Raw genomic sequence first — 12375 nt, 5'->3', positions numbered from 1 at the left:
GCCGTTCCCTTACTTGTTCTACTCTGAGCTTGATGCTGCTTATACATCTAATAATCGTATGTTTTCTACCGAAAAAGAAACCTTTGCCTCTTATCGTTGCTCTTACAAACTAGCAGCTTCCATGGGTTCTTAAGATTTTCGCATCCCTAGAAAGTAGTCCTGCCCTACTTTATACCTTAGCGCTGCAAAGAATTTAAATATTGTAGTAGGCTCAAAAAGACCAGAGCCGAATGTCTCTGGTCTTTTTGAGATATGATTTAAATAAAACTATATAAGATGAACTAAGAAACACCCAGCCGGAGCGGAGAAAGCGGACCCTTCTGGAGAAACGTAGTGCTCGCCTTTGCAGACGGATTCTTACCCCCATGGGGCTGAGAATACAAAGAATCCGGCTGCAACAGCGATTGGAAGAAGGGTCTGCTTTCGTAGCGGCTCCCTGCTATCTGGATGTTGATTTCATCCTATATAATTAATCGTGGAAATTCAATCCTGAAGTAACGGCTTTGACATAGCCGGTACGGATAACAAAATCCCCAAAATGCTCGCCTTGTGTCCGCTCTTTCGCATATCGGTGAAAAATTGGCTTCAATGTATCCAAAATTTCGGTCTCACCGATATTTTCCCGATACAGCTTGTTCAGCCTGTCTCCAGTAAAGCCGGCACCCATATACATATTGTATTTGCCCGGCGCCTTACCAATAAACGAAATTTCACCTAATCCAGGTCTTGCGCAGCCATTAGGGCAGCCTGTCATCCGGATCACAATCTCTTCCTCGCGCAAGCCAACCTCATCTAGAATCAGCTCCAGCTTTTCCATTAAGACTGGCAAATAACGTTCGGCTTCAGCCATAGCCAGCCCACAGGTTGGCAAGGCCACACAGGACAAAGAGCTTCTGCGCAAAGCAGATTGATGAGCGCCATCAGAGAGCCCGTACTGCTCAACAAGCTCCATCACTTTACGCTTCTTCGGCGTGGTCACGTTGGCTATGATGACATTCTGATTCGGAGTCAACCGGAAATCACCCGTATGAATCTTGGCAATTTCACGCAAAGCCGTCATTAGAAGGTAGCCTTCTTGATCTTGAATCCGTCCACTCTGTACATAAAGTGTCAAATTCCATCTGCCATTGCTGCCCTTCACCCAACCATACCGGTCACCGTTATGATCAAAATGATACGCGCGTGCTGCCTCAAGCTGCCATCCCAATCTGTTATGCAGTTCGGTTACAAACCACTCAAGACCATGGCGGTCGATTGTGTATTTGAAACGCGCATTTTTACGGACAGAGCGATTACCATAATCCCGTTGGATCGTGACCGTCTTCTCTGCTACATCAATCACTTGCTCCGGTGTGCAGAAACCAATGACGCGTCCCAATTGAGGATAGGTGCTTGTATCACCATGAGTCATACCCATTCCGCCGCCAACAGTAACGTTAAAACCAAGCAGCTTCCCGTTTTCAACGACAGCAATATAACCCAAATCCTGAGAAAATACATCGACATCGTTAGATGGAGGAACCGCCATACCGATTTTGAACTTACGCGGCAAATACACAGGGCCATAAATCGGCTCTACTTCCGCGCCGCCTTCGGTGCTGTCCAATACCTTTTCGCCGTCCAGCCATATTTCGTGATAAGCCGGTGTTCGAGGGGACAAGTGGTCGCTAATCTTGCGCGCCCAATCGTAAACCTCTGCATGAACCTCAGATTGATAAGGATTCGGATTACTCATTACATTACGGTTTACATCGCCACAGGCAGCTAATGTCGTCATCAACGTGTCGTTAATGGACCGAATCGTCTTTTTCAAGTTCCATTTAAGTACCCCGTGCATTTGAAAAGCTTGCCGTGTCGTTACTCGCAGCGTACCATTACCATATTTTTGAGCTAGGTCGTCCATGGTCAGCCATTGGGTTGGTGTGGCAACACCGCCAGGCGCCACTACGCGAAGCATGAACTGGTAAGATGGCTCAAGCTTCTGCTTTTCACGCTCGTTACGCAAGTCTCTATCGTCTTGCATATAGCTCCCGTGAAATTTTAACAACCGATTGTCGTCTTCGGGCAAACCGCCGGTAATCGGGTTTCCAATCGTTTCTACAAGCGCTCCCCGCAGGTAATTGCTCTCGCTCTTAATATGCTCAACTTCACTTGGCGGACCGCCTACAGGCTTCACCAATTGATCATTCGCCATTGTTGCTATCTCCTCTCGCACTCAATCCGTATTCATCTATTATTAGAGGCTGTTTAACTCGCTAATCGCTAATTAGTACACATCACGCTGATAGCGCTGCTGCTGCTGCATATCGTCCAAGTAAGCCACAGCTTCTTCAGGACTCATATTGCCCTCTTGCTGAAGGATGGTAACCAAAGCAGCATGGACGTCATGTGCCATATGCTTCTCATCACCACAAATATAGATGTGCGCTCCTTCTTGCAGCCAAGCGAAGAGCTCGCGGCTTTTTTCCAGCAAACGATGCTGTACATACACTTTTTCTTCCGTATCGCGAGAAAATGCCACATCCAGACGTGTCAGCACACCCTCTTTAAGCATCCGCTGCCAATCGGTCTGATACAGAAAATCGGTAACAAAATGCCGATCGCCGTAGAACAACCACGTTTTTCCTTTGGCTCCAAGCTCCTCACGTTCCTCCAGAAAAGACCGGAATGGAGCGACTCCTGTGCCTGGACCTATCATGATGACAGGGATATCCGTATTAGCTGGAAGCTTGAAATTCGGATTGTGCTGAATATAGATAGGCAAAGTGCTGCCAGTCTCCGCACGCTCTGCACAATGAATGGAGCATACGCCATAACGCTCCCGGCCATGAGCTTCGTAACGCACGGACCTGATCGTCACATGCACCTCATCCGGGTTAGCCTTAAGACTGCTTGCTATCGAATACAGACGCGCAGGCAGCTTGCGCAAAATAGCGGTAAAGCTACGTGCCGATACTTGACCTGTCGAGAAATCCTCTATCAAGTCCAGCAAATCGCGACCTTCGAGATACGCCTTAAGCTCCTGCTCATGTCCTGGTGCTAACAGCTCGCTCAGTTTAGGGTTGGAGAACAACTGTGCTGCCTGCTCCAATAATGGTTTCGTCAATACAGTAATTTCAAGATGATACAGCAGCGCCTCGCGTAATGGATGCTCTTCACCTTTCTTGTTCACTGAAACGGATTCCTCAGGGTTCCAGTTCATGGCCTTAATCAGTGAATCTACTAATTCAGGATGATTCTCCGGATAAATACCGACGCAATCGCCTGGTTCAAACTGCAGATTAGAGCCTTCAAGTGACAGCTCAAGGTGACGGGTTTCCCGATCCGAGCCGCGGCCATTCAGATTCAAATTCTCAAGCACCTCGGCGTTAAAAGGGTTCGTGCGGGAATAAGCGGACTGATCTTCCCCGAGTGTGCTAACCGTTACTTGGGCAGCATTCGAAGCCGCTGCAGATGTATGTTGGCTTCCACTTAAAGAATTGATAACATTCTCAAACCATTCTGCTACCGGTTCATCATAATCCAGATCACAATCGACGCGCGGAGTTAACCGCTGAGCACCAAGCTCCGCCAGACGGGTATCAAAATCTTTGCCGGTTTGACAGAAAAATTCGTAGGAGGTATCTCCCAGAGCGAGCACGGAAAACCGCAGGCTTTCTAATTGAGGCGCTCTTTTGCTATAAAGGAATTCATGGAAGGACCGAGCATTATCCGGCGGCTCGCCTTCACCATGCGTACTTACCAGCAGCAACAAATTCTCTACCTTTTTCAAACCATTCGATTTGAAATTGTTCATGGAAGATAGAGTTACCTGAAAACCTTGCTCTTCGAGCTTGCGGGACAAGCTTCCAGCTAACCGCTGACAATTACCGGTTTGGGAACCAAAGAGAATCGTCACTTCACGGGAAATAACAGGCTGATTGACTACGGGTAATACTTCCACAACTGCTGCCGAACTCGCTTGCTCATCAGCGACAATCGGTGCTGCTGACGCTGTTCTTTGAAGAGCGGACAAATAACCGCTGATCCATACCTGCTGTGACTCCGTTAAGGTTGGCAGTAGGCGATTGAGAAGCTCGACCTGCTCCTGATTAAAAGGACTGTTCATTACGTGAAGTTGCAACAATATCCACCTCTCATAAACATAAAATCTTGTTTTCTAACCATATCGACAATTCATTCAAATACTAACCTAACATATTAAGTGAAAACGATCAACGGAGACATTTCATCCTGATAAATGGTTTTATTACATTAATATCCATTTTAAACAAAAAGACATAGAAATCAGGGTGATTTGCCCTGATTTCGGCCATTTCATTATTAAAAGTGATGGTTTTCATTAGAAAAAATGATATACCATCGGATTTTATTTGTTGCGAAAATTACCTCTCCAATAGGAAAAAACCGTTCGGAGACATCACCGAGCGGTCCTGTCGTACGTAAATCGAATTGTGTCGAGCACTATTTCAAATCAAGCAGTACCTGTTGGTTGGTTCGTCTTGAGCGCTCTGCAGCAAAACCGATCCGATGACCATCTACGGATTGTCCGAGCGTTGTAGACGAGATAGACGGCTGTTCTCCGCGTAGAACTCGCACAAAATCCTCTACTAATAGGAGGTCTCCTCCGCCATGGCTGTCATTGGCCACATCTACAACCATCTTTTGCTCCTTGTATTCGCGCCCTTTAACCGGATCCGGCTGGCGCAAATAGAAATAGCCGTCCTCAAGCACCCCTTGAATTTCACCGAGGGTGCCGATGATATGAAGGATACGACAGGATCTGGAAGCAGTACCCACCATGTTGTGAGAGGCTGTTGCCTGATTATTAAATTCAATAATAACAGACTGATGGTCAACAACATCATTATCGCAATGCCACACACAGCGGCCGTAAGGATTATCCGTACGCAAGGATTCCAGCTTATCTTCCTCGCTCATTCGAATACCCAGGTGATAGTTATTCCAAACATAGAAGCCCCAGCGATCCATATTCAAATAATGTTTGCGTGCTGAGTACATACAGCTTTCTTCAATGGTGCAATCGGTCAGACAGCGGCTCCCGGCTCCTGCTGGAGCTTTCTCCGGTCTGAACTGCATTAAACTGCCGAAGCTGCTTACTTGATTTGGACGGGCTTCCCCCATCAGCCAGGATACCAAATCCAGATCATGGCAGCATTTGGCCATCAGCATCGAAGACCCGCATTGAGCTTCTGAGCTCCATTTGCCCCGAATAAAGGATACGGCCATATGATGATAGCTCACATGCTCGGAGGTATGAATGGTCAGAATTTCGCCGATCTCTCCGTCAGACACAAGCTGCTTTACCATCTTGTAGAACGGCGCATAACGAAGCACATGGCAAATCATAACCGTTCGATTATGCTTGAGCGCTGCGGCTTCCAGTGCCAGTGTCTCCTCCTCCGTCACCCCGATCGGCTTTTCCAGCAGAACATGATACCCGTGCTTAAGAAGAGGCAGGGTTGTCTTGACATGGAGCTCGTCCATCGTACCGTTAATCACCGCATCCGCGAGCTGATCGTAACTTAACAGCTCCTCAACTGAAGCGAAGGTGTTCTCGGCAGAAATAGTGAAACGCGCTGCGGCTAATTGTCTGCGTTCGGAGTCCGGCTCCACGATTCCGACAATGCGCAATTGATCAGGATAAAGTTCTGCATAGGACGCATATATAAGACTGCGTTGCCCCGCTCCTACAATGATTGCAGTTACTGGCTTAAACATATTTGCCTGTACATTCATTTTGACTCCTCCTGTATCATCATCCTGCGGTTAAAAGATATTGATAAATGTGACGGCTTATGATGAGCTTGTGACCAGCACATCACCTTGATTATAACCCAAACGGGACTGAAACCGCATTCATTTTCTAACGGATACCGAGGTAGCCCATTAACATAAATCATGTTAATATATATGGATATCTAAACCGAAGGTGGAGTTTCTTCAATGAACAATGTCGCCAAAATCATGGGAATTCCTTTTCCAAAAATTACGATGGACCAAACCTTGCAAGAGCTTAGTAAGGTCATAGAGAAAGACAAATCAGAGCTTTTCCATGTTGTTACGGGAAACCCGGAAATCGTCATGTCCTGTCAACATGATCAATCATTGCGTTCCATTATTGATGAGGCTGGTCTTGTCACAGCTGACGGTATTGGTATTGTCATGGTTTCGCGTTTGAAAGGTGGAAATCTTCCAGAAAGGGTTACCGGATGCGACCTTTTAATCAAGCTGCTGGAAGCTGGGAATCAACAAAAATGGTCGTTCTACTTTCTTGGCGCAGATGATGCGACGAGTAAAAAAGCAGCCGAAGTCATTAGTCAAACCTATCCGAATGTATCGATACTGGGCAGGCATCATGGCTTTTTTAAACAGGAGGAGGATGCAAGGATCGTTGAAGAAATTCAGTCCTTAGCACCTGACTTCTTAATAGTAGCACTGGGAGCTCCTTACGCTGAACGTTGGATTCATAAGTATAGATTATATCTGAATGCCAAAATTGCCATTGGTGTTGGGGGAAGTCTTGATGTCATCGCGGGTAAAGTCAAGCGTGCACCGGAAATATGGCAAAAATTACATGCAGAATGGTTGTATCGGTTAATTAAACAACCGTCAAGATGGCGAAGACAATTGATTTTGCCACGTTTCGCTTTAAGTGCATTATTTTTTAAAGAGCATTAATCCATTTCACTCGTTCTTCCGGATATACAAAAAAGGATTGCTTAGACATCAGCAATCCCTTTTTTGTATTACTCTTTAGTCGCTACTATCATAATTTCAACCTCATCTAGGTTAATCTTTCTTTGCCCCCATTTACCAGCTGTGCCACCCCAGATATTCTCCACACGAAGCCCCGCTTTGTGAAACATCTCTTGGAGCTCTGTTGGCAAATATCTCCGTTCCTTAAGCTGCACTAGCTTCTTACCTTCTGGCAAATCCCATTCAACCACATTATTCTCGATCATCGTTACCGGATTGAAAATTCCGCGATCCACCTCTTCTTGGGTAAAGGATCGAATTTTTGAGTATGCATTTAATGTTGTCAAAATAAACTGAGCCTTTGGTTTTAGTGCCTTACAAATATTATTAAGGATGGCCATATCATGCTCCATAGGGTCTTCATCTTTACCCACTAAGCCAAAGGCACCTTCACAAAGACAGATTACACCGTCAAAAGAGTGGGTTGGGGTATATTTTACCGCATCCCCATGAATCCACTCGACAACAACTTTTGCTTCGTAGGCTGCTTTGCTGGCCTCTTCCAGCATCCCGGATGATATATCAATACCTGTAACCTGATACCCACGCTTTGCCAGCTCAATGGAGTGTCTTCCTGTCCCACAGCCCACATCAAGAATAAAGCTTCCTGCTGGAATTTTTAATTGCTCAACAACAAAATCAATTTCGGCAACCGTATTTTTAGTAAAGCTATTGTTCATGTAATGAGGAGCATGCGTATCAAAAAAAGCTTCCCAATCATTTATGCTCATTTCGTCAAACCTCCATATGGTGATGACTACGGAAGCACATTACTATCTCTATTGTATTAAATGCGGCTTCCAGCATTCATTTTGAGTTTATTTTCCTTTTGAAGGTGCCCCCAACTACTTTTCATTCTGCATCTCTCCCTAGTATCGAATCTCCAAATTGTAATGGATGACTTCTGTTATTTCAACGGATACATTGGTTATAATTATTATTTCAAGTTTCGGGAATCCTGACTAGGAGCACGTCTTTCAATCAAAACGTGATGAGTGTTACATTATTTCATTCCATATTATGATAAGATGATGAAGACTACCTCAAAGGGCGTGTGGCAGATGAATTCTCAAGGAGTTACTCATGAAGAATTGGCATTATTATTATCTAAAGATATTTCATCCGAAAAGTCAGCGGAGGAGCCTCTTTTTATTCCCAGATCAAAAAAAAGACGTAGAAGACTTAAGTTGTTTTCACGAATATTATTTTTACCGCATAATAGATGATGCTGGATCATGAGAAATAGCGTCTTCCTGTCCACTATTACGCCCTTTAATTTAAATACGTAGGATTGGACAAACTCGATTTTATATTTAGAATGACATTTTTTTGCTCTTCTATAGCTTTCTTATAAGTTTCCACTTGTTTCATATAAATCACATACGCTTCCTCAGCTTCTTTTAGTGCAATTTCAGCCTCGATTAATTTTCTCCTTAACTCTTCTCTTGCCGATTCTTCATCCATTCAATTGCTTGCTCCTTAAGATCAATTTGATTGGATAATATCATACCAATATTGACCAAAATAGTATATCCGTGAATCAAATTGCATATCAAAAAAACGACATCTCTGCCGTTTGGAAGATAAGTCAGATAGTGTCCACCAAACCTATCGAATATTTTACCGACTAGCGGTCACGAAATAATGATCATAATTGCAAATACGATAAAAAACAATCCAGCCGCATTATCTTGATGGAGATCTATGCTATAAGCAGTGATGAATGACGTCAAAGAGCTGTAGGAAAAAGCGAGCACCAATCCCGAAAGCGAAATAGGCAGTGCTTTTTTCTCGATCAGATTACGCCAGGACATTTTTTCTGTTTTTTGCGGAATGGATGAACGGTTGTTATCTTTTTTAACGAGCATAGTGAACACTAAAGCCAAACATGAGACAAACGCACTAATGGAGAACAAACCGACTTCGTTGTCAAATTTATTCCATACCAAAATCCCGAGTGCCGGGCCAACAACCATGGCGATGCTCATAAACATACTAAAATAACCGATACCTTCACCTTTTCGTGATTCCGGTATGATGTCGGTAGCCAGTGCGCTCAGTAAATCCACTCTCAACACCTGAACTTTCTGTTATTAATAAGAATTAGACAATACCCATTGACCATTCTATGGTATCGTACCCTGCTTCGAATTCTCCGCAATCTAATTTACCTCAGTCTCGTTTGTATATATTGACCGATATGAACAATGGCCCGCTGTGCCTCAGGCAGCATGTATGCCAAAAAATGAAAGACGCTCCACATATGTTCCCACACTTCCAGATGCACTACAACACCTGCTGCTCGGGCTCGATCCGCAAACCGTGTACAATCACTTAACAAAACCTCATGATCCCCTACTTGGATGAATAAGTCAGGCAATCCGCTCAAATCCATCCTTAATGGTGATAGTAAAGGTATTTCCTCAGACCTGTTACCTAAATAAGCATCCAGTATCCTTTGATTACCCTCAATACTCCCAGTAGGATCAAGCTCTGCTCTGCTCAGATAGGATTCACCATCCAAATGAACAAGATCGGTATGTGGTGAGATCAGAAAAGCGCCTACCGGAAGCGGCTCGCCGTTATCTCGTAAAGAAATCAGCGTCATAAGCGCAAGACTGCCTCCAACTGAATCTCCTCCGAATAGGATATTGCCGTAAGCGTACCCGTTCTCAAGCAGCCAGTGATAGGCTCTCAGGCAATCGACGTTAGCAGCGGGATACGGATGCTCCGGTGCAAGACGGTACTCGACGACCAATACTTTCACACCGCCGGACTTCGCTATTCTCGCGGACAGATCACGATAAAATTCACAGGTGCCTGAAATAAATCCACCACCATGGAAATAAAGAATCACTTTATTATCCATTCCCGGAGGAGGATTAGCAGGAATAATCCACTCTGCATGTAATTGGTCAATTACTGCCGTTTGAATCTTAATATCAGAAGGTATGTGCAGCTTTCGTGTGACCTCAGCTATTTCTTGCCGAATCATCTCCACTGATTTTTCTCCAAATCGGCTGGTTTGTTTTAAATAGGTTTTGATAGCAGCAAGCTGTTCCATACTCGTATTTTCCAATGGAATTCCTCCTACAGGTTAACTTATCGTTATTGTAAAGCCTGTAGTAAGGTACACAGTCAAGTTACATTTCCATATTGAGCATTTGCAGCGTCGCCCGCACCTCGGGATGTTGGTCCTCTGCTTGCAGATTCGTTTTCAAATCTGACAACATCGCCAACGTTTTTTTCTGCTTGGCAATTTCTGCATCGATTCTCTCCATTTTTTTATCGATAACAGTCAAAAAATCAGTAAGACTGATGCTGCTGCTTTCGGACTTCGTCAATGCTTTTTTAATTTCCTTCAAAGTGAATCCACAAAATTTGGCGTTTTTGATAAAGGCAAGTCGATTCAAAACTTCATCCGAATACAAACGGTATCCGGTTTCCGAACGTACCGGTGAAGGAATTAAACCATGATTTTCGTAATATCTTAACGTTTCAATATTCACATTGGCCATTTTTGCAATTTGCCCCCGCAAATAATTAGACATATACAATCACCCCTATCACGATTTTATTTTAAGTAAACTGTATGTCAATTGATATATTTTTTATATCTGATATACTAAATATACTAAGGTGGTGATTGTCATTGAAATTTGTCCGTATTTAGAATATTCGTTTCAAATCTTGGGGAAAAGATGGAACGGCCTGATCATACATTACCTTTCCCTTTGTCCGAATGGAGCAGCTCACTTTTCTGAAATTAAAAGAGATCTTGCTGATATAACACCAAGAGCTCTTTCATTGAAACTAACTGAACTTGTCGAGCATGCATTAATAGAGAAAAAAGTGACAACAGGCTCCACGGTGACCATTTCATATGAATTAACGGAAAAAGGACGATCTTTGACAATTGCACTCCAATCCGTTCAACAATGGGCACATGAATATAAGAGTCTGTAAAGGAAAGAGGAGATTAGTATCCATAACAATAAGATGATTTGCGATTTAGAAACTGGCGTATGCGGTACAGCGGGCGAAGATACCATACAATTCATTGATCTGAAGCCGTCTCGGAAAAAGGTAAATCTTTATTATGTTACCGACCCGATCTGCTCCCATTGTTGGGCACTTGAACCCGTATTACGGCGTTTTGAGGAGCAATATGGGCATTATGTCAATTTCCATACTGTGATGGGCGGATTGCTGGAGAGTTGGGATGGATTTGCCGATGTTAAGAATGGTATTGGCAGTCTAGCTGATGTAGCCGGTCATTGGAAAGAGGTTGGCAAGCACTCCCGCATGCCAATTGACGGGTCATTATGGCTTAAGCATCCTGTCCTGTCATCTTATCCGCCTTCCCGAGTGTTTAAAGTGATCCAGCAACAGGATGAGCATCTTGCCAGAGCTTTCCTCCGCCGGGCGAAAGAAGCTGTTTTTGCATATAATCTAAATATCGGAAATAATCAGGTACTAATAGACATCGTCAATCAAATGGGCCTTGATGGAGAAGCAATCGTGGAAAAAGCGGAGTTTCCTGCCGCTCAGCAGTTGTTAGAGCAGGACTTTGACCTTACCAGATCGCTCGGTGTGCGTGGATTCCCAACCATTATCATGACAAACGAGGACAATCAAGGCGTTAAAATCGTTGGTGCACAGTCACTGGAACATTACGTGAAGGGACTGGAGCAAGTTCTGCCGACAGAAACTCTTCAAGCACAACCGATACCGGAGCTTGCGAAGCTTATTAAGAAAGAAACTCGTTTGTTTTCAAAAGAAATTGAAGTCATGTATGATCTTGAGCAAAATCAGTTCCATTCATTTGTACAAGAACTTCTTTCGCCTGATACGTTTACTTTCAAAGAAGTTTTAGGTGAACCCTATATAGAAAGCAGCAGCTAAACAAAACAACCGACCTTAGCAGGATCGGTTATCTATAAACAATCAAGTAATCCCGGGGTAGAAGCGAGTACGCTTCTACTCCTATTTGTATGCCAAGGATAAAGAATGGAATCGAAAAGCTGAACAGCTCGTCAAAACTCTGTAATCAGCCCCTTACACTTCCTTCAGTTCAGGCATATCCAATGATACCGATATATTGCACAACATTCCCCTGGCCAAAAATAACATCGTCCGTTCTTCGGGATTGGGGATGTCAGCTCCGCGAAAAGCATTCAACACCATTAGACGAACATTCCTGAATCCGTCGCGCATCGCTTCCCGAATCGCCTCTTCTTGAATGGTTTGCGCCTGCATCTGCAGCAGCACCTCATTCTGATAGGTGTCCAGAATATCCTCGTATGCTTCGATCAGGCTGGTTTCCAGCTGTTCTGGAGGCGCGGATTCCACAACCTGACGGAAGGATTGAATTACCCTCGACCACGAAACCTCCAACGCAGTCAGCAGCAAGGCCTCCTTCGTCGCAAAAAAACGAAAAATATAAGGTTGCGATATTTTTGCTCTTTCCGCAACTTGTGCTGTGGTAGCCCGATAGTATCCAATTTCAGCGAACACTTCAATCGCCGCTGATATGATGTCCGATTTGCGGTTAACAGCAGTCGCTTCGTTTTTTGCCATATATATTCACGCCTT

General features: G+C 44.2%; 12 protein-coding genes. 3 read left to right on the top strand and 9 right to left on the bottom strand.

Features of this window, described 5'->3' with window-relative positions:
• Positions 1–469: 469 nt before the first annotated feature.
• From cysI to BM210_RS11570, 3 genes are all read right to left on the bottom strand, one after another.
• Complete coding sequence (gene cysI, locus BM210_RS11580) at positions 470–2194, bottom strand: assimilatory sulfite reductase (NADPH) hemoprotein subunit (RefSeq protein WP_091168027.1); 1725 nt, start codon at positions 2192–2194, stop codon at positions 470–472.
• Between the two features lie 72 nt (positions 2195–2266).
• A complete protein-coding gene (locus BM210_RS11575; protein WP_091168025.1) occupies positions 2267–4123 on the bottom strand; it encodes an assimilatory sulfite reductase (NADPH) flavoprotein subunit in 1857 nt (618 codons plus the stop codon).
• Between the two features lie 341 nt (positions 4124–4464).
• A complete protein-coding gene (locus BM210_RS11570) occupies positions 4465–5760 on the bottom strand; it encodes a Gfo/Idh/MocA family protein (protein WP_091168024.1) in 1296 nt (431 codons plus the stop codon).
• 207 nt (positions 5761–5967) lie between these two features.
• Between BM210_RS11570 and BM210_RS11565 the strand changes: the two genes are divergently transcribed.
• Complete coding sequence (locus BM210_RS11565; protein WP_091168022.1) at positions 5968–6702, top strand: WecB/TagA/CpsF family glycosyltransferase; 735 nt, start codon at positions 5968–5970, stop codon at positions 6700–6702.
• 68 nt (positions 6703–6770) lie between these two features.
• On the opposite strand, the gene BM210_RS11560 is transcribed toward BM210_RS11565, so the two are convergent.
• From BM210_RS11560 to BM210_RS11540, 5 genes are all read right to left on the bottom strand, one after another.
• Positions 6771–7511, bottom strand: coding sequence for a class I SAM-dependent methyltransferase (locus BM210_RS11560; RefSeq protein WP_091168020.1), 741 nt, complete (start codon positions 7509–7511; stop codon positions 6771–6773).
• A 541-nt stretch (positions 7512–8052) separates the two neighbouring features.
• Entirely contained in the window at positions 8053–8244 is a 192-nt protein-coding gene (locus BM210_RS11555; protein ID WP_091168019.1) for a hypothetical protein, read from the bottom strand.
• Between the two features lie 170 nt (positions 8245–8414).
• Complete coding sequence (locus tag BM210_RS11550; protein ID WP_177237768.1) at positions 8415–8849, bottom strand: MFS transporter; 435 nt, start codon at positions 8847–8849, stop codon at positions 8415–8417.
• Positions 8850–8947: 98 nt separating this feature from the next.
• Positions 8948–9859, bottom strand: coding sequence for an alpha/beta hydrolase (locus BM210_RS11545; protein WP_091168017.1), 912 nt, complete (start codon positions 9857–9859; stop codon positions 8948–8950).
• Between the two features lie 64 nt (positions 9860–9923).
• A complete protein-coding gene (locus BM210_RS11540; protein WP_091168015.1) occupies positions 9924–10331 on the bottom strand; it encodes a MerR family transcriptional regulator in 408 nt (135 codons plus the stop codon).
• A 100-nt stretch (positions 10332–10431) separates the two neighbouring features.
• On the opposite strand from BM210_RS11540, the gene BM210_RS11535 reads away from it, so the two are divergent.
• Together BM210_RS11535 and BM210_RS11530 are read left to right on the top strand one after the other, a co-directional pair.
• Positions 10432–10746: a winged helix-turn-helix transcriptional regulator gene (locus tag BM210_RS11535; RefSeq protein WP_091168465.1), complete on the top strand. Its 315-nt coding sequence runs from the start codon at positions 10432–10434 to the stop codon at positions 10744–10746.
• An 18-nt stretch (positions 10747–10764) separates the two neighbouring features.
• Complete coding sequence (locus BM210_RS11530) at positions 10765–11685, top strand: DsbA family protein (RefSeq protein WP_091168013.1); 921 nt, start codon at positions 10765–10767, stop codon at positions 11683–11685.
• 153 nt (positions 11686–11838) lie between these two features.
• Here the strand turns inward: BM210_RS11530 and BM210_RS11525 are convergent, their stop codons facing one another.
• Positions 11839–12360: a TetR/AcrR family transcriptional regulator gene (locus BM210_RS11525; protein ID WP_091168012.1), complete on the bottom strand. Its 522-nt coding sequence runs from the start codon at positions 12358–12360 to the stop codon at positions 11839–11841.
• Between the last annotated feature and the right edge of the window lie 15 nt (positions 12361–12375).

The sequence above is a fragment of the Paenibacillus sp. 1_12 genome (assembly GCF_900114475.1).
Classification (GTDB): Bacteria; Bacillota; Bacilli; order Paenibacillales; family NBRC-103111; genus Paenibacillus_S.
The sequence above is the reverse complement of the archived record's forward strand: the minus strand, read 5'-3'. Positions and strand labels throughout refer to the sequence as shown.